This window comes from Ruegeria sp. HKCCD7181 (assembly GCF_057221055.1).
Genome location: NZ_JBWVBC010000004.1, coordinates 30,382 through 54,174, shown reverse-complemented (window position 1 = coordinate 54,174; position 23,793 = coordinate 30,382). Strand labels below are relative to the sequence as shown.

General features: G+C 54.7%; 18 protein-coding genes. 9 read left to right on the top strand and 9 right to left on the bottom strand.

Going from position 1 to position 23,793, the window contains the following annotated elements:
* Positions 1-3: 3 nt before the first annotated feature.
* On the bottom strand, positions 4-3,462 hold the full coding sequence (locus AC2TCY_RS09465) for an adenylate/guanylate cyclase domain-containing protein (protein WP_480847043.1): 3,459 nt from the start codon (positions 3,460-3,462) through the stop codon (positions 4-6).
* Between the two features lie 472 nt (positions 3,463-3,934).
* Complete coding sequence (locus tag AC2TCY_RS09460) at positions 3,935-4,300, bottom strand: putative quinol monooxygenase (protein WP_480847042.1); 366 nt, start codon at positions 4,298-4,300, stop codon at positions 3,935-3,937.
* Positions 4,301-5,187: 887 nt separating this feature from the next.
* Between AC2TCY_RS09460 and AC2TCY_RS09455 the strand changes: the two genes are divergently transcribed.
* From AC2TCY_RS09455 to AC2TCY_RS09445, 3 genes are all read left to right on the top strand, one after another.
* Positions 5,188-8,175 carry a peptidoglycan-binding protein gene (locus AC2TCY_RS09455; protein ID WP_480847041.1) on the top strand — a complete coding sequence of 996 codons (2,988 nt, stop codon included), beginning with the start codon at positions 5,188-5,190 and terminating at the stop codon, positions 8,173-8,175.
* Positions 8,172-8,621: a hypothetical protein gene (locus AC2TCY_RS09450; protein ID WP_480847040.1), complete on the top strand. Its 450-nt coding sequence runs from the start codon at positions 8,172-8,174 to the stop codon at positions 8,619-8,621. The genes AC2TCY_RS09455 and AC2TCY_RS09450 overlap by 4 nt, the downstream gene beginning before the upstream one ends.
* Positions 8,622-9,008: 387 nt before the next feature.
* Complete coding sequence (locus AC2TCY_RS09445) at positions 9,009-9,272, top strand: hypothetical protein (protein WP_480847039.1); 264 nt, start codon at positions 9,009-9,011, stop codon at positions 9,270-9,272.
* A 149-nt stretch (positions 9,273-9,421) separates the two neighbouring features.
* On the opposite strand, the gene AC2TCY_RS09440 is transcribed toward AC2TCY_RS09445, so the two are convergent.
* The 6 genes from AC2TCY_RS09440 to AC2TCY_RS09415 all read right to left on the bottom strand — a co-directional run bounded on the left by AC2TCY_RS09440 (position 9,422) and on the right by AC2TCY_RS09415 (position 16,959).
* Positions 9,422-9,637, bottom strand: a complete 216-nt coding sequence (locus AC2TCY_RS09440; RefSeq protein WP_480847037.1) for a hypothetical protein — start codon at positions 9,635-9,637, stop codon at positions 9,422-9,424.
* A 229-nt stretch (positions 9,638-9,866) separates the two neighbouring features.
* Positions 9,867-10,718, bottom strand: coding sequence for a DUF4396 domain-containing protein (locus AC2TCY_RS09435; RefSeq protein ID WP_480847035.1), 852 nt, complete (start codon positions 10,716-10,718; stop codon positions 9,867-9,869).
* A gap of 97 nt (positions 10,719-10,815) precedes the next feature.
* Positions 10,816-11,280: a putative molybdenum carrier protein gene (locus tag AC2TCY_RS09430; RefSeq protein WP_480847033.1), complete on the bottom strand. Its 465-nt coding sequence runs from the start codon at positions 11,278-11,280 to the stop codon at positions 10,816-10,818.
* A gap of 10 nt (positions 11,281-11,290) precedes the next feature.
* The gene (locus tag AC2TCY_RS09425; RefSeq protein ID WP_480847032.1) at positions 11,291-12,982 is read right to left on the bottom strand and encodes a thiamine pyrophosphate-binding protein; all 1,692 of its coding nucleotides are present in this window, start codon (positions 12,980-12,982) and stop codon (positions 11,291-11,293) included.
* A gap of 374 nt (positions 12,983-13,356) precedes the next feature.
* On the bottom strand, positions 13,357-15,213 hold the full coding sequence (locus AC2TCY_RS09420) for an SLC13 family permease (protein WP_480847498.1): 1,857 nt from the start codon (positions 15,211-15,213) through the stop codon (positions 13,357-13,359).
* A 1,167-nt stretch (positions 15,214-16,380) separates the two neighbouring features.
* Complete coding sequence (locus AC2TCY_RS09415) at positions 16,381-16,959, bottom strand: TetR/AcrR family transcriptional regulator (RefSeq protein ID WP_480847030.1); 579 nt, start codon at positions 16,957-16,959, stop codon at positions 16,381-16,383.
* 156 nt (positions 16,960-17,115) lie between these two features.
* On the opposite strand from AC2TCY_RS09415, the gene AC2TCY_RS09410 reads away from it, so the two are divergent.
* The 5 genes from AC2TCY_RS09410 to AC2TCY_RS09390 all read left to right on the top strand — a co-directional run bounded on the left by AC2TCY_RS09410 (position 17,116) and on the right by AC2TCY_RS09390 (position 21,612).
* Positions 17,116-18,174 carry an ABC transporter substrate-binding protein gene (locus AC2TCY_RS09410; protein ID WP_480847029.1) on the top strand — a complete coding sequence of 353 codons (1,059 nt, stop codon included), beginning with the start codon at positions 17,116-17,118 and terminating at the stop codon, positions 18,172-18,174.
* Positions 18,175-18,237: 63 nt separating this feature from the next.
* Complete coding sequence (locus AC2TCY_RS09405; protein WP_480847028.1) at positions 18,238-19,092, top strand: ABC transporter permease; 855 nt, start codon at positions 18,238-18,240, stop codon at positions 19,090-19,092.
* Positions 19,092-19,862: an ABC transporter permease gene (locus tag AC2TCY_RS09400; RefSeq protein ID WP_480847026.1), complete on the top strand. Its 771-nt coding sequence runs from the start codon at positions 19,092-19,094 to the stop codon at positions 19,860-19,862. The genes AC2TCY_RS09405 and AC2TCY_RS09400 overlap by 1 nt, the downstream gene beginning before the upstream one ends.
* Positions 19,859-20,887, top strand: a complete 1,029-nt coding sequence (locus AC2TCY_RS09395) for an ABC transporter ATP-binding protein (protein ID WP_480847025.1) — start codon at positions 19,859-19,861, stop codon at positions 20,885-20,887. The genes AC2TCY_RS09400 and AC2TCY_RS09395 overlap by 4 nt, the downstream gene beginning before the upstream one ends.
* On the top strand, positions 20,884-21,612 hold the full coding sequence (locus AC2TCY_RS09390; RefSeq protein ID WP_480847024.1) for an MBL fold metallo-hydrolase: 729 nt from the start codon (positions 20,884-20,886) through the stop codon (positions 21,610-21,612). The genes AC2TCY_RS09395 and AC2TCY_RS09390 overlap by 4 nt, the downstream gene beginning before the upstream one ends.
* A 185-nt stretch (positions 21,613-21,797) precedes the next feature.
* Here AC2TCY_RS09390 and AC2TCY_RS09385 read toward each other — a convergent pair whose 3' ends face one another.
* On the bottom strand, positions 21,798-22,364 hold the full coding sequence (locus AC2TCY_RS09385) for a cupin domain-containing protein (RefSeq protein ID WP_480847023.1): 567 nt from the start codon (positions 22,362-22,364) through the stop codon (positions 21,798-21,800).
* Positions 22,365-22,514: 150 nt separating this feature from the next.
* On the opposite strand from AC2TCY_RS09385, the gene AC2TCY_RS09380 reads away from it, so the two are divergent.
* Positions 22,515-23,792, top strand: a complete 1,278-nt coding sequence (locus tag AC2TCY_RS09380; RefSeq protein ID WP_480847021.1) for a 4-aminobutyrate--2-oxoglutarate transaminase — start codon at positions 22,515-22,517, stop codon at positions 23,790-23,792.
* The last annotated feature ends 1 nt before the right edge of the window (position 23,793 follow it).

Sequence of the window (23,793 nt, the reverse complement as noted above, 5' to 3'; positions counted from 1 at the left end):
AATTCAATTTTCTTCCGATGAACTCTCCGTCACTTCTGGCGTCAGTTTTTTTAAAATGGCGTCTGCCTCGAGCAGATCTGGAATGTCGGTCCCTGCATTGTCGACGACACCCTTTACGGCCTCTGCAACCATTCTCAGGCATTCGGGCGTCGAACTGAGTTCGGCCAGTTCCTTGATCGTGCTCAGCAACGGGCCAAAATGCCCAAGATCCAGCGCCAGAGATGCTGCGTTTTTAATATGGCGAATTCCGTCTTCTTCTTTGCCATGGGCAAGTGCCAGCTTACCCCTTAGACGCGTCAGTCCGACGATCCAGAACTGTTCCCCACTGCCCTGTGCGAACTGTTCTGCTTCACTCAGCACCTCTTCCGCCAACTCGAGCTGTCCATGCAAAATGGCGGCATCCGCGTAGAGGCATAGAAAGAAACTCAGACCCAGCCGGCACCCGGTATCCCGCCATTCGCGCAGACCCAGTTCGATTTCATCCAGCGACTTCTCACCCAATTCGTTCCGGCGGGCCCACCCATTCATGATCCGCGCCCATCCACGCCAAAACTGAAACGAATACTCCTCGGACAAAGCAATCAAGGTTGCAGAGCTTTCCTGCACCGTCGCTTCATCGCCGCGGAATTGGGAAATCCAGCCCAGGAAAGCGTTGGCAAAGGATTGGCTAAAGGGATGCGCGGTTTCTTCCGCGTGGATCAGGGCAGCCCTAATCGCATCCAGCGCGCTTGCCGTGTCGCCCGACAACCAGCTGGACAATGCCCGGTACCCCTGTAGCGCGACTGACAGGTCAACAACGTCGTAATCCAGGCCCACGAACCGATGCTCAAGCGATAAGTTGACCTCGATCCCGGCTTCGAGATGTTTCAAGGCATCCAGCGGGTGGCCCAAATAGGTTTGCAGCGCCCCGTGCGACCTTTCAGCGGAAACCAAAGCAAGCGGGCTTTTCAGATCCTGGCACAGCGATACCAGGCGATCCGCATTCTGTTTGGAAATGGCGTATTCCCCGCCCAGCATTGTTGACCGGAACTGCCCGTAGACGACCTTGAACAGACGTTCCGATTCACCGTATTCGCGACACAGCGTCTGCGCCCGGGCATAGGCGGACAGAACAGAAGCGTGCGCATAGCCCTGCACAAAAGCCAAAGGCACAGCGATCGTGATTTGTAGGTCGATCTCGCGCCGATCCCGTTCCTGAGAGGGCGGTAATTCCTGCAAGCATTCCAGCGCGTGTTGCAAATGCGTTATCGCTTCGACATTAGCCGAATGATCCAGAGCCTGGCGGGCGGCGGTCATCAGGCAGCGTTCGGCCGCAACATAATCGCCTGCACGCCGATAGTGATGACCCAGGATTTCCGGCTCGCGCTTGACCGTTTCCTTGTATTTTTCTTCGAGGATTCGAGCGATCTGCCCGTGCCATCTGGAAGCTGTTGAACGCAGCATGGATTGATAGGCCGCATCCTGTACCAGCGCATGACGGAACCGATAAGTGTCTTCATCACCTCGCAGCCCCGCCGGCACGATCAACTCGGTTTCCAGCAGCTGCTCCAACGCACTGGCAATGTCCTCCTCATTCCATTTAAGGACATGGCTCAGCAGATTTCTTTCAAAATTACGTCCGATTGCCGCGGCGACTTGCACGATTTCGCGGCTGGCAGACAACCGATCCAGTCGGGCCATCAATGAATCTTGCAGGGATTCTGGGATTGCCAGGGACAGCTCGGCTTGACTTTGATCCCGGCTGGCCAGCAACCCGGCTTCCATGGCCATTTTTGTCAGCTCTTCGACAAAAAGTGGTACGCCGTCTGTTCGGTCCGCCAGTTGACTCAGGATCTCCTCCGAGGGACGGACACCCGAAATACTCTCAACCAGCTTGAAGATGTCGCGGCGCACCAGGCGGTTCAGCTCAAGAGTTGTGACGTGAGACTGGTTCCGCCAAGGTGATTGAAACTCGCTGCGGGCAGTCATCAGGATCAGGCAGCGCCGGCTTGACAATTGCTCGACCCAGCCGTTGACAAATTCCAACGTCGAGGCATCGAACCAATGCACATCGTCTAACAGCAGCAGCAACGGCCAATTCTGTTCCAGGCCGGCACACAGGCGCAGCAAGGCCTCGATCAGTGCACCTTTTTCCCGCTCCGGAGCCATCGGTTCGACCGGTGCCGAGTTGCCTTTCAAGTCCATCAAACGCAGGATTGGCACAGTGCAGACTTCGTCGTCCAAACCCAGGTTCGCAAGAAAATCGATAACTTTTGCTTTGCTGCTCTCAGGCGTCTCGTTTGGGGACATGCCGGTTAGCGCCGTCAATGCATTTTTTACTGGATAAAAGGCGCTGCTTTGATGAAGCGGGGACCCGAACAAAACGAACTGAGATGAGTTTTCGTCAGTCAAATCATCCCTGAGGCCAAAGGCAATTTTGGATTTGCCGACACCGGCGTCACCGGTCAGCAGCAACACCTGCCCTTCACCTTCCAACGCGCCCTCCCATCTTGACCGAACCAGCGCGATTTCTGCGGCTCGTCCGATGGTCGGCGTCGTATCATGCGAAAAGTCCTTGCGGGCAGATTCAAACCCCGCAACCTTCCGTCGGACCTGAAACAGCTCCAGCGGTGTGCTGACACCCGCCAGTGGCGGGCTGCCAAGCGGGATGAAATCGAGACGCTCGCCGATCAACCGGCGTGTTACCTCAGACACCACCACCTGCCCTACATCGGCAACGGACTGAATTCGCGCAGCCACGTTCGGCGTATCACCAAACAACCACATCTTTTCATCTAGCGAAGAGCTATTGGCAGTGCCGACTACAACGGGTCCGGTGTGGATCCCGATGCGCACATTTGTTGAAACAGACTGGCTTGAGAATCCCGCGTCGATGTCTCGTGCCGTGCAGGCGATATCAAGCGCGCACAGCGCTGCGTTGTAATGACTGCCCTCTTGTGCAATCGGGTAGCCAAAGACAGCGATTACACCATCACCTGCATAGTTCGCTATCTCGCCGCCAAATTTGGCGACCGTGCTTCCGACCAGATCACGATACCGGGTAATGAGATCCCGGTAATCTTCGGGGTCGAATTTTTCGGACAAGGCGGTTGAGCCAACCAGATCGCAGAACAAAACGGTCAACTGGCGCCGTTCAGCAACACTGTCTGAGGCTTGCGTCGGCGGCGCGGCTTTGCTCACTTCCAGTTGGTCGTTGCCCGCTGATCCCACTTTTGACCCAGACAAAGACGACCCGCAGGCCGTACAGAACTTTGCGCCTGGCACGGTCAGTTCTCCGCACGCCCCACACGTCAAGGTCTGGGCGCGTCCACAACTGTTGCAAAATTTTGATCCGGCAGGATTGGCCGAACCACATTCTGGGCAATTGACCTCAGGACTTACCAATCTGGCCGCCTCTATCTTTTTAGACAAAACACGTCTTATCTTGAAACAACAATATGAATATGAAACCTTTGGTAGCATACTATGGACAATACGTCGCCCATCAATTCCAGTTGGTTGTGTCGAACAGTCTTTTATGACCGATACAGGCTGACTATCGGTATGCCCCTTGTCTGGGCATTGGGCGGATCATAGTTTCGAAGTACCGCCGATTATCCCTTCCTCCATTCACCGTGCGATGAGACTAGCGAACGGGCCACACAAATGGTTGTTGCCGCCTGCGCGATCACGCTGGTTCCGGGAGAAGGTAGAATGAACCGCCCAGGTGCAGTCCGAAACCCAACCAACGCCTTCCCGAACGGCAACTCTGGATCGACCGAAGGACGACCAGAAACACGGAGATAAATGTCAGATCTACGAACAATTGACGCTACGCCCCAAATGCTGTGTTGGATATCGTATTTGAGCGAGAACTCAAGAAGCAGCGCCAGTCGCGCTTGGGATGTCCGTCGGCCTAACCACAATTTCACCAGCGGCTTGGGGTTGTGTGCGATCAGCCTTTCTCAGAACCGGCTTGGGGTCGCAGGAAGCCTTGAATGCGGTCAACATTCTGAACCTGGACGAAGGGGCTATCGCCGCCCGGCCCGACTTGGAAAAGATTGCCATGATCTGTCATAAACTTCGAAAAGACCGGGCCTTTCACGTGGTGAAGGAAGGCTTCTTTGTTCTTGTAGATTTCCACAAAAACAATGGTGCCGTCGCTGTTTGGCGGTGAAGAATCCCCGCCGCCGGAATGCACGAGATAACCCCATGTGTCCGGTTCGTTCTCTTCGACATCCTTGGCGAGCCGACGGAGCGCAGCAACGCCTTCAGATTGGCACTCTGGTTTCAAGTACCATGTTGCAATCGTGCTAAACAATTCATCTCTCCTTTCAAGGGTCAGGTCATAAATTCATATTTGTGTCCAACGATTGTGTTGCCTCAGCCTGATGGCAGCTTACCAACGAAGCAGCTTTGTGCTTCAGGTCGTGCAATGTCCGGCCGCAGGCGATTTGGAACAAGCTGGCATGGCTCTGAACAAAAGATAGGGTTCGTCTGATGTTAAGCCTGCATCGCATTCTGAAAATACATTAAGCGACGCTATATTAATCCGGCTTTCAATCTCCTTTGGCCGATGATGGCTGTTGTCTGAAAGTTGGCGGAGTCTCTCTGAGGACGTTTCCGGAGAAGTGACAATTGTCTCTTCAGGATGTCAGGCAACCTAAACCCAGATCAGTCACAGACTGTATTGCGAGGAATTCTAGTGTTGTACGAATTGCCGTAATCGTTACAGAAGCTACCGATCACCTCAAGGGGGCATGGTTGAACAGAACCACCGTCTCAAAAAAACCGGGTGCACCTTTTCGTTTGGGTCAATTGGCGCCCAGGCTCTGTGCGATTCAAAAGTCCACAAAGTTGGCGGCAAATCCAATTCATTCGCAACTTGGGTAAGAACTCATTCATTTCAGCCGCAAGGCTTGTCTTACTTGTCGATAGTCTTGCTCAAAGCTGCGCAACCCTTGCTTCGGATCTGCCTGGGAAGCAGCCACGACGAGGGCACGATCCGGCGAGACATTTATCCTCTGCATACTCAGACCCGATCTGAAAAATCACTGTTCAGAAAAATAGCGTCCCAGTTAGAGGCATAGGGCATACCGCCGCGGGGCAGAGCGTTTACGTGGCCAAGATTCCAGAAAAATTGACGTTCAAGCACGAAACTGGCACATTTATGAAGTCTATTTGACTACCAGCTGCGGGGTTTCTGCGATGCTGTGTGTAAGACCGATTGTTTGCATTCTGATTTGTTTTTTTGCCGGGCAGGCTGCGTCCCAAGACCTGCTGGAACTGCTGGATATCGGGCGAAAGGTCATCGACCTTAATGATCAGCCCCCGCAGCAAAAAGCGAATTCAAAAGCACAAGTTCAGCAACAGTCACCTGCGGCGTCACGCTCTGAAATCAGTGACTTACAGCTGCAGCTCGCAGAGCTCGGCTATGACCCCGGCCCCGCCGATGGCCTCATGGGTCAGCGGACTCGGGGGGCAATATCGGCGTTTGAGCGCGACCATGGGCTTCGGCTCACAGGCCAACCTGGCCAGCAGGTTCAGTCCGAAGTCGCGCAGGCCTGGGCTGCACATGTCGGGACGTATCGGCGTCTGCACGGCGAAACCCTGAGTGAGGAGCCAGTGACCGTGCCCCCACCCACGACGGGCCGAGCGAGTTTTGACTGTGAAAAGGCCTCCAGTCCCACGGAGAATACGATTTGTCAGAATGACACTCTCGCACATTTGGATAGCAGCGTCGCCGGCACCTACACGTCAGCCCTTGAGAGATTGACGCCGATCGAGAAAGACATACTTCGCGAGGAACAAAGGCGTTGGATCAAAGATCAGCGAGATCAGTGTTTTGCGTCCGAAGATTGCCTTGAAGCAACTTTGATTGACCGTCGTTTTTACCTGGCACGTATCGCGGCAGGCGCCCCTCCGGACTTTGGTAAAACGCCTGTCGCAGAGAGTCATTCCGAAGATATTTCCAAGCAGGACGCAGTGGCTGCTACCGAAACCACGTCACCTTCTGCTGAATTGGGCCGCTCTTCCCATAGCGGCTTAATCGACACGAGCTGCGCCGCCATCGCGAAAGACTTGCCTTTCGCGGCTCCGTCAGAAGCGACATCCACCATCGTCGACATTCCCGACCACCTCGAGGTGCCGCAAACGTTAGCACCTATAGAGGAAGGGAAATATCTTGAAGCGATTTGGACAAGTAAAGACGACCGCATTCTGATCGCGCCGGACGAATACGGCATAATGGGAATGGCCGGAGACGGCGATGATCTGATCTTGCTGGTCAATGGCGGGCGCCGCACCGTTGTATCAGGCGGAAATGGAACGGATATTTTGCATATCTGCTCGTTCGAAAGCAACTACGCCAGCCTGACTCTCGGATCTCCGCAGGGTATTGTAGCGGACAGTATACCCGACACACTCGTTATTCATCAGGATGCACTCGAAGACGCTGAGCGTCTCGGTGGGGTGCAACTAATGTTGTCCGATTTTCGCCCGGAAGTTGATCGGATAACAGTACGAAGCCACATTAAACCCGCCATCACCGACCGACCGATGATGGGCAGCAGCAGTGTCGAGATTGGACACATAACGGTCACGAATTTCTCGGCTGATTTGGCAAATGTTCAAGTTCTTTCAAAGGGAATAACCTGGTCGGAAGCTCCCAAAGGGGAAAGCTCGCGTGATTTCAACTTTGAGGCGGCCATGGCGGGTCTGGTTCCGCCAGAAGGTCTTGCCGCTGTTCACTCCGGAACGGGCGAAAGGATTGGGCTTGGCGGCCATGAAGACCACGACGGCAAACATGGAAGTGACAATCTCGGCCACGGTGGCCACGGTACACCGATCGAGATTATAGGGCGGGAAATTGTACCCGGAGTTGATAGTCCCGGAAGCCTGGATCTGATCACGCAGGGAACCGCTGTGCCCGGTTGCGGTGGCTTGGTCGCGCCACTTCGTCCGTGGGCGAGCGGACCAAGTGTTGAGATGATTGATGCCTGGAACTCGGCGTACTGGGGTGCCGGCGACGACATGCTCTTTCATCAGGGTGACGGCGAACAACACGTGATGGCCCTTGGCCAAGGTGACGATATTGTCTTTCTGGCGAATGTGAGTGGTGCCTCCGGAATATATGGTGAAGCGGGAAGTGACCTTTTTGTGCTTTGCTCGCTTGAGGATCTCGAGGCCACGATCATACTCGATCAGCATGCATCACCGGATCTTGCACCGGATACTGTCGTCGTTGCCGATGCCGTTTTCCAGGGCGTGCCAGATGGTCAGGTTCGCCGGATCAACATACTCGGGTTCATCCCCGAGATTGATCGCCTAATCCTGCCACCGGGGACAGATGTTCAGAGTATCGGGGGGTACAATTTCCAGACTACAGTCCGCTTGGATGGCGTCGACATTGTTCTCAACCACCCCTTGGATATTCGCGATCAATCTGATCGGGTTGCCCGCGTCCAGTCTGCAATAGCAGTGCTCGCTCCCAGCATGGATATAGGTCGGCTTGTGACACCGACTAGGCGCACGCCCGAAGTGGGCGCTACGTTAGATGTCACAAGCTTGTGGGAGGCTCGAAGCATGACCGGCAACCCGCCGGACTTTGCGTTGCCGCCACTTTCCTGCGATCCGGCAGAGATGGCGGCGGCGGACGTGCCCGTCGAGCAACCCGGAAAGGTAGTCAACGAACAAGGCTCCGCCGTATACGGTCCGACCGATGATCGTATCGTTCAAGCTGTTCTAGAAGATCGGCCAGAAACCTGGGTCGGATCAGAGGCACGGTTGCTTGCCGGTGCCGGAAATGATCGGATCACTCTTCTTGACAATCAGGCCAGCGTCGAACCTGGTGACGGAGCCGACATCGTCCTGCTCTGTGGTGAGGACGACGCACTTAGCGCAGAAATTTATTCTCCCAACGACGGCGAACCCGATTTGGTAGTCGTGGCGCGCAGCTTTTTTGCCCCTCCCAGCCGCGTCTCTCACATGCGAACTATCTACATCCAGGGCCTTGGAGATGCACAAGATCGTTTGATTTTGGACCTTCCCTTTGACGCAACGGTTCGCGGGGACGACATTTTTGATCTGCTGGTCGGAACCGGAACTTCGATAACGGCAATTAGTTTGAGCCCAGCGGTAACCGTCGGTCCCGAAGAGATCGGGCACGAACAGATTTACCTCTGGAGGCGGCCATGATCAGAATGTTCAGCCTCGTTCTCTTTTTGTTGGCACCTTTCGCGGTACTTGCTGCAGAGGATTGGACCTACGAGGCGCACGCCCCGGCGGGAAAAGCGGTGGTGGTAAGCCCAGGCGGAACGGAACTTGCCGTGGATTGCGGCAACAGTGGCGAAGTCGGCATTGTAATCTCCCCGGATCTTCGCCCGATCGTCGCTCAGAGCGATCCGCAGGCGAATTACGTTATTGTTATTGATGGGCATTCGCGCTTCGACGTTTCCATGTCTTGCCGTGACAACCGTTGCAGCACCGGAGGCCAGCCTGGATTTCTACCCGTAGTCAATGCGTTGCGTGCGGGCAATTGGGTTGAAGTCTGGGACATTCATCGTGGACTGGACGCGTTTACTCTTTCTGGCTCCAGCAGGGCCATAGACGCAATCAGACGAGCCGGTTGCCCCGGTTTCTGATCCGGCCTGCCCAGCTCAGCGAGTGTTCTTCACGTCATGACACACCCTATTGCTCTGGAGGGTACGGCAAGGGAAGCGGGAGTTTCACCTCACAGACTTACAAAGCCGACAATTGATGCAGCGCGAGGTAGTGAATGTCGCAAACCTGTTATTTTGCCCGCCACCGTTCTGATCGCGGTGATCTCTATTTTTGCTGCCCACGCTGCAAGTGCTCTGGAACGCAGAGCAGTCTGGCTGGCTCACGGGTTGCAAATCGAATACCTACTTTTCGCTCATGCTCTCTGCCCCGGAAGGCGAAGTCACTAGGCAACTCGTCGGCGACATCGACGAACAGCAGGTCTCCGGCCGGTTTGTGGACGGTCGAATGGAACTTGGCCCGGGGGGGGTTTGGCTCGCGAAAAGACCACTCCCAAGGGTATTCTGAAGGGCATTACCGGCACGCACCTGAAAGATCGGGAACTGCTTGTCGGGGAATTTACGGGCGGCTTGGAATGCCCGTCCTTTGTTGCGAAACGCATCGAAGTACCAAAATCCGGATCAGATCAAGACTGGCCTTTGTTCCGCCTCGCACCGCGTGGGCGACCAAAAGATGTTCTCAGCGAGGCGGATTGCCAAGCTAATGTCGAATGTCGAATGTCGGGTCAGCGGTGAGCGGGGAAAGGGCATGCGTGGCAGGAACTTCGATACGGCGGCGGAGACTATTCCAGGATGAAAAAGGTGTTCGGGCGAGTGATATTCCTAATGCGTCCATAGCAAGAAACTCGCGGCCTATAACCCGCAGGGGACGCAGCACCCGGATATCATTGTCGTACTAGATATCTCCTATCGATCATGACGTTGCCCGTTACCTGAACGGCCATACCGCACTCGGCCCATTGTTGATACAACCTTTGATGGCCTTCTGTTGGATTGTCGTTCGCATCTGCGAGCGCTTCGATCATGGCGCTTTTGGAAAAACGGTTTTTCAGGCTCGCGCCACAGGGAAGAACCAGCGGCTCGCTCAGTCTGGTTTTCATCACGCGTGTACGCTTTGCAATCAGACAACTGCATCCAATTTCTCAAACTGGACGCGCAAGAATAGCTTGTCACAACATTCTGAACTAAAGCAACGCCTGCAGCGAGCGCAGTCCGGGCATTACACAACATGACATCGATGGTCGCCTTGTGTGCTCCCCCAACCCATCTGCCTCAAAGAAGATTCAGCCTTCCACTAGTCCAGTTATCGACGTTCTGGTAGCGCCTTTCTTAAAAGCGGATTGAAGTAAAAAAGGAAGTTATCCACAGCGCGGCGATCAGGATTGCATACGTGCCGAATATCCAAGCAATCACCCTCCCAACCGATAGGCTTTTCATTTCCATACCGTGATCTGACATTTGACCTTCGCCATTGGCGCCCATCGCGTCAGGCTCGGAAGAGGCATGTCCAAGCGCTGGGGCCGGACCATCCGCTCCGGGTAGCGTCATGCAACCATGTTTCAGGTGATTGGCCACCAACCATCGGTTTATCGGAAAAGCGACTATTGCGCCGACGACAGTTGCAAGGCTCATGCGAAACCAAAACTGTGGGGTCAGCGGATTTTCGGAGCCCGGCCACTCTGCCGCAAGCAGGACCATCGAGGGGATCATCCCCGTCATCACCATATTCATCGAGACCGTTTCAGCAAAAAACGTTTTCCGGACCGCGAGCCTATAGTTTCCAAACATTGGCTTCATCATCAGCGCCTGAAAAATGAACAGCCCGGACACAAAACCGAATGCGTATTCGATCACAATATCCCACCCATTAGAAAGAGCTAGGAAGTGGACGAGAATTGCAGCGAAAATAATCCCGGTGGCATCACCGGCGACGCAATGCATTTCACTGTTGATGCCTTGTTTCCAAATGGGTTGAGTATAGCGGTCATGACCTCCCGGAAATGGGCGACGGCATGCAAGAAGATAAAAAAACAAACCAATCGGGCCGGTATAGAGAGTAACGAGAATCCAGGCCGCCCGCTGCACCCAGCTTGTCACACCATTGCTGATTGAATCCCAAATGACAAAGCCCACACTGGCACCGGTCAAAAGAAACCAGACAAGCATCGCACCGTTGAGCATTTCAACCTCCTCTGAGAAAGGAGCCAAGATTAAGATAAGGGTAGACGGCTTCAGAGGGCGTGTCTAAGGAAAGAAAAAACGTGCTTTGACCCTTAGGTCACCCGTTGTTCCGACCTAGAGACCCATTTAGTATTTTTGCCACTTTAGCGCCGATTTGCGGTGCCTCAGTCTCTCTCGGACCAGCTATGTTCAGCACCGCGATAGATTTCGACGTTACCCAGGATCGTACTTGCCCTGCGCAGGTATCTGTTCCATCTCTGACGTCTACGATCAGGTACGGTTTTCCTATTTCTCTGGCAAAGTCGATTGCAAGCTGTGTTCCTCGGCTTGACGAACCATCAACAAATACAAGCAGCGCATCGCTGTCACGAACGTTTAGCTTCGTTCTTTCACTGACATCGTGAGACTGCGTTTCGATCAAACCTCTATAAATTGAAGGGATTTTGCCAAACTCATTTGTCCGACCTTTCGGGACCCATCCCCCGTAGGAAAAACCGCTCTCATGCGCGAATTTCAGCGCCGCCAAGTCGACACCGGATTGACCGCCCGTTACGATTTTCACCGAGAAATACCTAGCGACACCGGTTTGGTCGACTATTGTTTCGTGCGACCTGATTGCCCCATCTCAGCAAGTTCACGTTGCAGTCGTCGCGATCAATTAGCACCTCAATCAAGCACAAGCCGTCGTGGCCTTGTGCCTTTTCAATTGCCGCGTCCAACTCTCCTTCTGTGGTTGCTTTGCAGCCCGATGCCTTGCCTTCGCCGGCGCCAAATACGTCGATCAGACCAGCGTAATCCCAATTCTTGATAGTGTTGTACGGTCCGTCATGGATCTCTACTTCGATTGTGTAACCGCCGTTGTTAATCAGGAATATGATCGGGTTCGTATCGTACCGGATCATTGTCGAGATTTCCTGCGCGGTTAATTGAAAGGAACCATCACCTATGCAAGAAACCAGCCTGCGTTCACCGTTGCCAAGCGCGTAACCCAACGTTGCACCGACGGACCATCCTATTGAACCATATTGCATCTGGATTTCGAACCGCGCGCCATCAGGCAAATCAACACCCATTCCATTGAACCATGAATCCCCTGTTTCAACGAGCAGAGCACTATCGCCGTCCAGAATCCTTTGAATTCTGGCGAATAGCTGGCGAACAGTGATTGGTGTTTCAGCCTCAGCGGGTTCAGGCAAGCTACTGGTAGTCCTCACGCGTTCAAAAGCCCTAATCGCACCATCGTTGGGCTTCAGCTTGCCGTTCAGCGCATCCAGGAATTCGCTCATGTTCACATTGCTGAAATGAGTCTGTCCCAGCTGGACCGAGTTTGGATGAACCATTACCGCTTTACTGGTGTCAAATCCCAGCTGATGACCAGTTGTAGTGTAATCAGTAAAAACTGGCCCGACGAACAGCAGCCCATCCGCCGCATCGACAATCTCACCGCAACCAGGAGTGCTTACCGGGCCCCAATAAATCCCCATGAAGTTCTCGTGTGCTTCGGACAAAAAGCTTTTGGCGTTGGGCATGGACGCTTGAGCGTAGCCGCAACTCTCAGCAAGAGCACGCAAGGAAGCCTCTGCCTGACCCGCACGTACTTTGCTTCCCGCGACCAGTACGGGCCGCTCTGCGGCATTCAGAAACTCAGAGGCTTGGTCTACTGCCTTTGCCAGCGTGTTTGGATCGCTGCTCGCTCGTCTGGCGAAACTGCGGGGGACGGGCGCAGAGGTGGGCGATCCCGCTATGTTCGAAGCTATTTCGATATACACAGGCTTTCGGCGCAGCATTGCCGTATCGATAGCCCTGTCAATTGCCACGGGCGCGAGTGACGGATGATGTATCATTACAGCTTCCGCCGTGACACGGGCAAACATTTCCCGTTGGTAGCCGTAATCGACCTCGCCCAGCGTATGATGCAAGTATTCCCACTCGGCTTCAGAATTTGTGTTGGGGCCACCGGAAATGGCAATCAGTGGAAGGTCTTCGGCATATGCGCCGGCGACCGCGTTGAGCAGGCTCAAACCGCCTACAGAAAAGGTCACGACTGCTGCCGACGGCCCTCCGGTTGCACGAGCGTATCCGTCCGCTGCATAGCCCGCATTGAGTTCGTTGCAGCAACTGATCATTCGCAGATCCGGGTTGCCCAGCAACTCATCCAGCAGCACCAAGTTGTAATCACCTGGCACCACAAAGTAGTCCTCAATTCCAGCCTCTTGCAAACGCTTCGCCAAATATGACCCGACAGTCCATCGCTCTGTTGCCATGCCAGTTTCCTCGCTATCAATTACTAAAATCAACTATCGCGCATCTTATGCGCGGAGACTGGATTCTCAAAACTACGGGGGTGCGGGCGCTTGTTCGAACAGATCACTGTAGATGTGGAGGAACCTACTAAATCGCTAAAAGGTCGCCCCTTCACTTAGGTTCAGAACGCATGCGAAATACTCCAGAAAATTTACCCGATTACGGCTTTCGACGCTAAGCGCGTCACTCCGCTTCAAAGGCATTCCCGACCAAGGCTGCGACCTGCAAATTACATCCGCGGCATCACGATTGCACTGGAAACAAAAGCTTGGGTGCCCAGCTGATCCCAAGGTTCGCACGACCACGCGATTGATTGTTCACCGGATTGGTTGGCTCAATACATTACGTTGAGCATCAACAAGGAAACAACCAGGAACAGGATGGTCATGACCCCACCTGAACGCACAAAGTCCATGACCTTATAGCCTGCGGGACCCATAATCAGCGCGTTTACCTGATGCGTGGGAATGATAAAGCTGTTTGAAGTCGAAATGGCGACCGTAAGCGCAAAGATCGCAGGGTTGCCACCAGCCGCTACTGCAATCGAAACGGCAAGTGGGACAAGCAACACGGTGGCCCCGACATTTGACATCACGAGCGAAAAAGCAGTGGCCAAAATTGCAACCCCGGCCTGAAGCGCCCAGATCGGCCATCCATTCAGTATGATCATGATTTGCTGCGCAATCCACGCTGCAGTTCCAGTGTTTTGCACGGCTTGCCCCAACGGTATGAGACACGCGAGCAGGAAAACGGTGTTCCACCCGACCGCACGATATGCCTCGTCCACGCTAAGCACCCGGGTGAGCATCATTCCGGCGGCTCCAGTCAACAGACACAGCGATAACCGCACGTCGGTGAACAAAATCAGCGACAGCGAAATCGCGAAAAAGGCCAGGGCCCAGCCGACCTTCTGCGGCCGCAGTTCATCCTGCGGAAAATCCGTTGTTACGACGACAAAATCCGGATCCCGCTTGATCCGCATCAGGTTGTCCCATCTTGTATGCGCAACAAGCATGTCGCCCGCGTGGAAATTCTCGAGCCCGATTTGGGTGGACTCGTGCGTTTCTGTCTCCACATGGCTGAGCGTTTCTTCTCCTCGATGAATTGCAAGTAACGACATGCCATATGTCTTGCGGAACAAAAGCTCGCGCGGGCACTTTCCGATCAGCTTACTGTCAGGTGTTACAACGACTTCGGCTATTCCGGCGTTAGTGGGTGCAAACTCTTCTACAAAAATATCGAGTTCCGGAAGGACAGTCAGACCGAATTTCTGAGCGAATTCTTCCACGGCCCACCGGTTCCCTATGATCGCAAGCCTGCAGGGCGCAGCAATCTCGGCCGTTAAGACCTGTACCATCGAGGTTTTGCCTCGGTAAAAGGTCGAAATGATGTAGAGATGGTTTTCGTGGTTGATATCGGCCAAAATATGCCCCACCAGCGGGCTGTCCGCCGGTACAATCACTTCGAAAACATCCGCCTTAAGACCGTAAACCCGTTGCAGGTACTCTTGTGTGCCCTGTCCGGTGCCTGTGCTATCAGAACCTGCGTCGCCCGGCAGTACCCAGCGTCCAAGTAACAGAAAGTATGCGATCCCGGTTAGAATTAAGGCGGCACCGATTGGAGTCACCGAAAAAAGACCGAACGGCTCGATTTTCTGACCGGCGGGCAACCCTTGATTTGCTGTTAGGATCAGATCATTCAGTAAGATAAGCGGTGACGACCCGACCATCGTCATTGTGCCACCCAAAATGGCACAGAAACCCATTGGCATCAGCAGACGCGACAGCGGAATCCCGGACCTTGACGAAATTCGGCTGACAACCGGCAGGAACAGCGCGGCCGCCCCCACATTCTGCATAAAGGATGAAATAACTCCGACGGTACCTGAAACGATTGGCAGCACTCGGTTCTCGGCTGTGCCACCGTACTTCAGAATGACTGCGGCGACCTTGTTCATGATGCCAGTTTTGTCCAGGCCCGCGCCCACGATCATGACCGCGATGATGGAAATCACGGCATTTGAGGCAAACCCATCAAACAGGTGCGGAACATCTGCGAGGTTTTCAAGCCCGGGCGCGTAGCTCAGAAGACCGACGATAACCAAGACCAGAATGGCAGAAAGATCAATTCTGACAACCTCGGACACGAACAGAAAGACGGTGAAGGCCAACAAAGCACAAACCACCCCCATCTCGAACGTAAAGCCTATATGTTCCACAGAGTTCACCGAAAAATTGTCTTCAATTGATCTAAGGTGAACAACTAAAGTATAGCACCCGCCTTGTCATGAAGTTTCGATTTCCTTCAGTAAAACGAAATAAAGTTTCGCTGAAATGGCCGCCTACCCTCATCGGGACATCTTGTTCGACGAACATTTCTCGGCGCAACACCAAAAACTCGTAACTCCCACGCACTGCTGACGATCCCTACCGAAGGCTCGAACTCCGAAAACCAGGATCGCAAAAATACCTCTGGTCGTACGAGGAACGGCAATTCGAGTATTGGAAGCCAACAGGCGCTAATGTGGAGTTCCGATACGCGCTTCGAACAGATAGCACCCTGAATACAATACGGATACTTCGAAAACATTTGAACGCCCAGCGTTTGCATTTCGCCTGAAAAAACTTATCCCGCCAATTGTCGTAAGCCTGATGTTGTCGCTTCAAGGAACTGCCCCATACGGATCATTTTGGCGACGTCGATATCACCCAACGTGGCCGACACAAATGCGAACCTTCAGCTCGATTACTCAGACCTTTGTTCTGGCGATGTTCGATTCCGGGGGCAATCTCGACTTTGGCTGCGGCATAGGATCGGAGTTTGCATGTCACCTGCACCTAAGGCCTATCCCAACGCCGAAACAACATTCGAAAGAAACGCTTGGCAGCACTCTTGTCCCAGCGCGACTGAACCAGAGCATCGAGCACATCCGCTACCCGGCAGGCGAACACACTGCATTCGCTGAGAGGGGCCATATGAAGCAGCTGCTCGCCAGAGTGCATGTTTCTTACCCTCGATCAGGATTACCACCTCGTCCAGATACCATTTATCCGAAGGCACGGGCCGGCCCCCGGCTACTTTCGCAGCGATCTGACCATCGAAACGCGTAACCCGGATCCTGCGTGACGCAAGAATGTCCTCGACGTCCCTGAGGCTGAGGGAAAATCGGCGATACGCCCATACGGTATAACCGGTCACGGAAGGAGGAAACCGGAGGCCCTTGATGCAGGATGGGTCGGGTAAACCCAGCATGATCCTTCGCTACCCCGCCGTCACCCGGCCTACAACCTGAGAAAGTCTTATCGGCACCAGATCGCTTAATGCCAGCTCCCACACACCAATCGAAGGGATTGATTTCCTAACATGTTTGCTTCACCGAAATGCACCTGAAGATTGGGGCACTTTGTGCATTCACAATAGAACGAACCTCTTCTGACATCATGTCCGACCTGCGCATGAACTCCAGAAAGTTCATGTTCACGTTGTTAAACAAAAGCTGCCCGACCGCGTCTATGTCGATATCGCTTACGACCTGCCCTTGGTCCTGCCGGGTCTTGAGAAATCGACAGAGTTGAGATGCCAGTTGTCGATCAATTTCAAAGTAACGCCGACTGAACTCTGCGTTTGGGTCCAGCAACGTGCGCGCTACGGCCGTGCTCCACGTTTCACGTGAGGTATACTGAAACGAAATGTCGAAATAGCATTTCGCGATTTCGTCAAAGGTGGCTTCAAGGCTCTGATTCCTTTTTTCAATGCAAGCATCGACCGCTGCGATGACAATCTCAGTCTCGGCAACAACCGTCGCCAGCAGAATATCCGCTTTTGAATTGAAGTAGTTGTAGAAAGTCGCCACCGATAGGGAGGCTTCTGCTGCAATGTCCTCAATGCGCGCGGCCTCATAACCGTTCTCACGGAACATCTTGGATGCGCAATCCATGATCTTTCGGCTCGTTTCTTCCTTTTTTTTCTGCCTTAAACCAACCATGCAGCCTCCAAAGTTGTAGTGACTATAAAATCATATTGACTTCAAAATTATGAGTATGCAAGCCTTATAGCATCCACCAAAACAACTATTCCAACTGGGAGGGCGACTATGAAACAAAGTATCCTAACTGTGCTTACCGCCACATCTGCAATGCTGCTTTCCACTACAGCCGTGCTTGCCGAAGGAGAGCTGAATGCTCTTGTCTGGTGTGACCACGCTGATCCTGCCTTGCTCGAACCGTTCGAGCAGGCGCATAACGTGCGGGTCAACATTAAGGAGTATGAAGGTACCGCCGCCGGTCTTGCCATTCTCGATCAGTCGCGCCCCGGTGATTGGGATGTAATGGTGATCGATACAGTCGACGTAGGGCGTGCAATTGACGAAGATCGCCTTGCGCCCTTGCCTGCGGACGAGCTGGCCACTGCATCATTCTTTCCTGAAGTCGTGATGGCCGAGAACAACACCCGTGATGGGGTGACTTACGCCGTAACCGAAAAGTTCGGCTACAACACGATCGCCTATAACAAGGCGAAAGTAGACGTCGCTGATATGAACGACATGAGCAACCTTTGGAGTGGAAAGTATGATGGGCGGATCGCCATCTATGACTACTACCTGCCACTGCTTGGGCTGGTCAGTCTGGAGCAGGGGGTAAACACCTCTGATCTGGATGCCGAGGCTGTCGAAGGACTGCGTGATCGTGTCTATGGCCTGAAGGCCGCATCGCAATCCGTGGCCGATGTGGTCGCCAGCCAGACAGCCCTTGCTACAGGTGAGGTTGATGTTGTCATTGGCGGCGGCGAGTGGCTGACGGCGGTTCTGTCTGCCGAGAACTCTGATCTCGATTGGAGCGTTCCGGAAGAAGGTGCGCTGCGCTGGTCGCAATCCATCGGTGTTCTCGCGGGATCCGAGAACAAGGACCTCGCGGTTGAATTCGTCAAATACATCACCAGCCCTGAAGGACAGGCCCGCCTTGCGACATCGTCTTGCTATTGGGCGATGCCAGCCAATGCAGCAGCTGGTGATCATCTGACAGACGATCAGAAAGTTGCGCTGCGCTGGGACCAGCAGGACGACTACCTTGCCCGCACGCAACTGTACCCGATCCCAAGTGCAGAGCTTGACCTAAAGATGCAGGATTTGTGGACTGACATGCTGCAGCAATAAATCTTGCTGTCAGTCAAATGCTGTGCGGCCTTTCCTGGCCGCACAGCCGATCTGGGAACGCACATGAGTATCGAAAAAATTGAAAGAAAAAGAGCCTTTACGCTTGTCGCTCCAGCTCTGATATGGACAGGTGCGTTCTTTGTCTTGCCCTTTGCGGCGATGATCTTGTTGAGCCTCGCGCATCTGGAAGGCCGAGAGATCGTTCAGTCCTTCGACTTCGGCAATTACGTTAGAATTTTCACGACCCCTTCGCTGTTCAAGGGTATAATCGTGTCTCTGGAAATCACTGCCGTTGTCACGATCCTCTCCGTGCTTCTGGCGTGGCCATTGGCGTGGATTATTGCCACGCAAGTGCCCCAGCGCTGGCAGCGGCTTGCGATCATGTTGGCCGTCTTGCCGTTCTGGACGTCCTACGTGGTACGGTCATACGCTTGGGCCCTCGTTCTGGGGCAAAATGGCGTGTTGATGGAGGCGCTGATCGGCATCGGCCTGCTGGACGAACCGATCAAGATCATGGCGACGCGCAGCGCGACCATTATCGGTTTCGTGCATTTCTTTGTCATGCTTCTGACGCTGACGATCTACTCTAACCTGATCCAGTTGTCGCCCAACTATGCACGGGCGGCGGCTGATCTGGGTGCAAGCGGCTGGAACACTTTTCGGCTCGTGATCCTACCGCTGACCTTGCCGGGGATCATGACAGGGGCATTTCTGACCTTCGTGCTGTGTATCGGCGATTACATCACACCGCAGATTCTGGGCGGCAACAACGAGTTGACGATGCCACAGCTGATCATGCTTCAACTGGGACGGCGCGGTGATTTTCCGATGGCCTCGGCCTTATCCCTAGTCTTGATGGTCATTGTCACGATTGCCTACGCAGCCACGGCGCGTTGGCTGAAAATGGAGCGGGTGTGATGCGGATCATTGGATGGATCTATCTGGCAGCGATCTTCGCGTTCATTTTTCTTCCTGTCGTGGTTCTGGTGCTTTTTTCCTTTCAGGAAAGCCGCTTGCCGGTGCCACCATTCAACGGCCCTTCGCTAGTCTGGTATGTTGAGGTTCTGAACGACCGCGACCTGATGGAGGGTCTTTGGAACTCGCTCAAAGTGGCGCTTCTGTCGGCCTCGGTCGCGCTGTTTCTGGGTTTTCTGGCCGCGCAGGGCCTGGCGCGCGTTTGGCTGCCGGGTTCGGTCATCATGCGCGGCCTTCTGATCGCGCCAATGACGGTCAGCTATCTGATCATCGCTTTGGGGCTGTTGAACATGTTCAATGACATTGGCATCCGGCCTTCGCTCTGGACGGCCGGGATCGGTCACGTCGTTATAAACCTGCCTCTGTGTTTCGCTATTCTGTTTGCGGCGATGGGAGATCATCAGAAAAATGCCGAACGCGCTGCGCGTGATTTGGGAGCGTCCGAATGGCGGGTGTTGTGTCTGGTGACGGCGCCGATGCTTCGCCCGGCCTTGCTGGCGGCGTTTTTCCTGGCGGTCACATTCAGTTGGGACGAGTTTATCATCGCCTTCCTGCTGACCCGGTTTGATGTCACCCTGCCAGTTGAAATCTGGTCGATGCTGCGATCGGGCCTGTCCCCGGCGACCAACGCGATTGGATCGCTCGTTTTCCTTGTTTCCGTTGCGGTGCTTCTGATCCTTGAGGTGGCCGTCTTTAGAAAGTCCAAATCATGACCGCTGACGTATCCTTTCAGTCTGTTCACCAGAAATTCGGCGATTTCACAGCGCTGCACGAAATAAATCTCGACATAGCGGCGGGTGAGTTTCTGGTTCTTTTGGGGCCCTCGGGCTGCGGTAAGTCGACTCTGTTGTTCTTACTGGGTGGCTTCCTGACGCCAACATCGGGTCAGGTGCTGATCGGTGGTAATGACATGACCGGTGTTGCCCCCAAGGACCGCCCGACAACCACCATGTTTCAGGACTATGCCCTGTTCCCGCACATGACCTTGCGCGACAACGTGGCTTTTGGTCTGCGCATGAAGGGAGAGGGCAAAAAAACTCGAAACGACAAAGCGATGGAGATGCTTGAGCTTGTGGGTTTGCCGGACAAATCCGGCCACAAACCGCATGAGCTTTCAGGCGGTCAGCGCCAGCGGGTTGCTCTTGCTCGTGCTCTGGCAGTAGACCCGGATGTCTTGCTGCTTGATGAACCACTCGGTGCGCTTGATCTAAAGCTGCGCCGCCAAATGCAGGAAGAGCTCAAGACCATCCAGCGTCAGGTCGGAACCACATTTGTTCATGTCACCCACGATCAGGAAGAAGCGATGGCTGTGGCAGATCGCATCGTGGTGATGAACCACGGTCAAATCGAAGATGTGGGGCGGCCAGAGCAGGTCTACCTGACACCGCGCACGATGTTTTCCGCCAATTTCATGGGCGACATGAACATCATCCCCGCCACGATAAAAGATGGCACCGCCACCACTACTTTTGGCAGGGTTGAAGGCGTGGAGAACTGCGCCAATCCGCATCTGTGTATGCGTCCCGAGAACATAGGCCTCAGCGGCGCCATCGAACTTGGTAAAGCAGTACTGGAAAGCACGGCCTTTTTCGGAACATATCACCGCTGTCACTTCCGACCGATCCAACAGCCAGATTTGGAGTTCATCGCCCACCTGCCGTTGGGAGAGCTGCCCGAGCTCGGTGGCGAAGTCAATCTTTTCGGGTCGCACCCGCTGGTGCTGGACGGTACAGAATGAAACGGGCCCGCCCGGAAGACTGGTACAGGATACGTCCCCTCTCGGACGGGATAACCTGGATTGACGAGCCGCATATCAAGGAATTCTTCCGCTGCAACATCTGGCATGTACGCGGACGCGACCGAGATATGCTGGTCGATAGCGGCATGGGTGTGTTGTCGCTGCGCAATTGGGTCCCGCTTGTCACCGAGCGGCCTCTCGACGCCGTCGCGAGCCACACCCATTTCGACCATATCGGAACGCATCATGAATTTCCCTGCCGTCTATGCCACACTGCTGAAGCAGATATTCTTGCGCAGCCCAGCCGCGTGAACACCCTGGCCGAAGACTATGTCAAAGACGACATCTTCCATCAGCTGCCCCCTGGGCGGTACGAGTCTTCGACCTATGGCGTAAAGGCGGCTCCGGCGACACGTATTCTGGAAGATGGCGATGTCATCGATCTGGGCGACCGCCATTTTGAAGTTATCCATACGCCAGGTCATTCGCCCGGTGGAATTGCGCTGTGGGAGGCTGCGACAGCAACGCTGATCAGCGGTGATATCGTCTATGACGGACCTTTGATTGAAAGCGACGACGCTAACGACATGGCGGACTACATCAAAAGTATGAAGCGACTATTGGAACTGCCCGCGCGGATTGTGCACGGCGGCCATTTCCCATCCTATTCTGGTGACCGCCACGTCGAGATCATTTCCAGCTGGTTGCGAGAGAGGGACAGGTAATCTTTAGCAGCAGCGCCCGGTTTTGGCGTGACTTGTACTATCCCGTCGCAAACCCTGACAGACTATCCGGCTGACCGAGGATTTGACAAAGGCACGATGAAAGAATCGAAACTGCTCTGTTTGCCGCGCAGGGTCAGCGCGTCACTGGTTGCAAGGTCCGGGCATCGGGTTTTGTGATTGATTTTTCAAAACGTCGGCGGAGTACAGGCGCTGATGATCCTGCACTTCTCAGGGCCGACCTGACGAAACCGGTGCGGAGTGCGGCTATCGAAGTAGTACGCGTCGCCCGGCCCCAGCATCTTGCGCTGTTCACCCACAGTGACCTCGATCCGGCCCGCGACGACGATGCCGCCCTCTTCGGCCTCATGCCCGTACATCACCCGGCCCGTGTCAGCACCCAGGTCATAGGTTTCCTGCAAAATCATCATCGCACGGCCATGCAAGTTTGTTCCCACCTGCCGCAGCGACAAGCCGCCTTTGCCGATCTCGGTCAGGTCCTCGGCGGCGTAGAACACGGTTTGCTCGGGTTCGATCTCGTATGAGAAGAAATCGGACATGCCAATCGGGATACCTTGCAAAATGCGCTGCAACGCACCCACCGACGGGTTCGTTTTGCCTGACTCGATCAGTGAGATGGTCGAGTTCGGCACATTCGCCTTTTTAGCCAGCGCCCGCTGTGACAACCCGGCACGTTTGCGAAGTGAGCGCAGGCGCAGGCCAAGGTTCAGATCATCCTGATCAGTGTTTCTCATGTTCAATATCCGCATCATTCGCCAGGTGCGAGAACGTTAAATCAAGGGCTTATGATTCACAAGAAACAGGCTTTTACTTTGGACAGCGGGCACTAGTGTTGCGCAATCAGACATACGGGCACAGCGCCCGGTAACCGGAAAGGACGCAAGATGCTGAACGCTCAGATTGCTGAACGCCGCAATGCCTCGATCGCTAAGGGCGTGGGCATGCAAACACAGGTCTACGTCAATCGTGCTGCAAACTCCGAAGTGTGGGATGTCGAAGGCAAACGATATATCGACTTCGCCGCAGGCATCGCCGTTGTGAACACCGGACACTGCCACCCCAAGGTGATGGAGGCCGTGCAGAAACAGGCCGCCAGTTTCACCCATACCTGCCATCAGGTTCTGCCTTACGAAAACTACATCCGTCTGGCCGAACGCCTGAACGAGAAGGTGCCCGGCGATTTCGCAAAGAAAACCGTCTTTGTCACGACCGGCGCTGAGGCAGTCGAGAATGCCGTCAAGGTTGCCCGTGCCGCAACCGGGCGCCCGGCTATTATCGCCTTTGGCGGCGGGTTTCATGGCCGAACCTTCATGGGTATGTCGCTGACAGGCAAGGTGCAGCCCTATAAGGCAGGGTTCGGCGCGATGATGCCAGACACCTATCACGTCCCCTTCCCGGTTGAGCTTCACGGCACTTCGACCGCGGATTCGCTGGGCGCTCTCACCAAGTTGTTCAAGGCCGATCTGGATCCGGACCGCGTTGCCGCAATCATAATCGAACCGGTCCAGGGCGAAGGCGGATTCTACTCCGCGCCTGCCGAACTGATGCGCGGCCTGCGCACGCTGTGTGACGAACACGGTATCGTTCTGATCGCTGACGAGGTGCAGACGGGTTTCGCTCGCACCGGCAATCTGTTTGCGATGGACGCTTATGACGTGGCTGCTGACATCACTACCATGGCCAAGGGTCTGGCGGGTGGTCTGCCTTTGGCAGCTGTCACCGGGCGCGCCGACCTGATGGATGCAGCGCAGCCCGGCGGTTTGGGTGGCACCTATGGCGGCAACCCTCTAGGCATCGCAGCCGCCCATGCGGTGATGGACGTCATCGAAGAAGAGGACCTGTGTGCTCGCGCCAATGAGCTGGGCTCGCGTCTGAAACAGCGTCTGGAATCGATCCGCGCCCGCACACCCGAGATCGTCGACATTCGCGGCCCCGGCTTCATGGTGGCAGCTGAATTCAACACTGCCGATGGCAGCGCCCCGAACCCGGACATGGCTAACGCCGTACGGGCCGAAGCGCTGAAGCGCGGATTGATCCTGTTGACATGCGGCGTATATGGAAACGTAATCCGTTTTCTCGCACCGCTGACGGTGCAAGACGACATCTTTGCCGAAGCCATGGATATTGTGGAAGCCTCGGTTGACGCTGCCAAAGGAGCCTGAA

What these genes read in the sequence shown, in the direction of transcription:
- AC2TCY_RS09465 (WP_480847043.1), bottom strand. Translation starts at nt 3,462, where the DNA reads ATGCTACCAAAGGTTTCATATTCATATTGTTGTTTCAAGATAAGACGT.
- AC2TCY_RS09455 (WP_480847041.1), top strand. Translation starts at nt 5,188, where the DNA reads ATGCTGTGTGTAAGACCGATTGTTTGCATTCTGATTTGTTTTTTTGCC.
- AC2TCY_RS09450 (WP_480847040.1), top strand. Translation starts at nt 8,172, where the DNA reads ATGATCAGAATGTTCAGCCTCGTTCTCTTTTTGTTGGCACCTTTCGCG.
- AC2TCY_RS09440 (WP_480847037.1), bottom strand. Translation starts at nt 9,637, where the DNA reads ATGAAAACCAGACTGAGCGAGCCGCTGGTTCTTCCCTGTGGCGCGAGC.
- AC2TCY_RS09435 (WP_480847035.1), bottom strand. Translation starts at nt 10,718, where the DNA reads ATGCTCAACGGTGCGATGCTTGTCTGGTTTCTTTTGACCGGTGCCAGT.
- AC2TCY_RS09425 (WP_480847032.1), bottom strand. Translation starts at nt 12,982, where the DNA reads ATGGCAACAGAGCGATGGACTGTCGGGTCATATTTGGCGAAGCGTTTG.
- AC2TCY_RS09420 (WP_480847498.1), bottom strand. Translation starts at nt 15,213, where the DNA reads ATGGGGGTGGTTTGTGCTTTGTTGGCCTTCACCGTCTTTCTGTTCGTG.
- AC2TCY_RS09415 (WP_480847030.1), bottom strand. Translation starts at nt 16,959, where the DNA reads ATGGATTGCGCATCCAAGATGTTCCGTGAGAACGGTTATGAGGCCGCG.
- AC2TCY_RS09410 (WP_480847029.1), top strand. Translation starts at nt 17,116, where the DNA reads ATGAAACAAAGTATCCTAACTGTGCTTACCGCCACATCTGCAATGCTG.
- AC2TCY_RS09405 (WP_480847028.1), top strand. Translation starts at nt 18,238, where the DNA reads ATGAGTATCGAAAAAATTGAAAGAAAAAGAGCCTTTACGCTTGTCGCT.
- AC2TCY_RS09400 (WP_480847026.1), top strand. Translation starts at nt 19,092, where the DNA reads ATGCGGATCATTGGATGGATCTATCTGGCAGCGATCTTCGCGTTCATT.
- AC2TCY_RS09395 (WP_480847025.1), top strand. Translation starts at nt 19,859, where the DNA reads ATGACCGCTGACGTATCCTTTCAGTCTGTTCACCAGAAATTCGGCGAT.
- AC2TCY_RS09390 (WP_480847024.1), top strand. Translation starts at nt 20,884, where the DNA reads ATGAAACGGGCCCGCCCGGAAGACTGGTACAGGATACGTCCCCTCTCG.
- AC2TCY_RS09385 (WP_480847023.1), bottom strand. Translation starts at nt 22,364, where the DNA reads ATGAGAAACACTGATCAGGATGATCTGAACCTTGGCCTGCGCCTGCGC.
- AC2TCY_RS09380 (WP_480847021.1), top strand. Translation starts at nt 22,515, where the DNA reads ATGCTGAACGCTCAGATTGCTGAACGCCGCAATGCCTCGATCGCTAAG.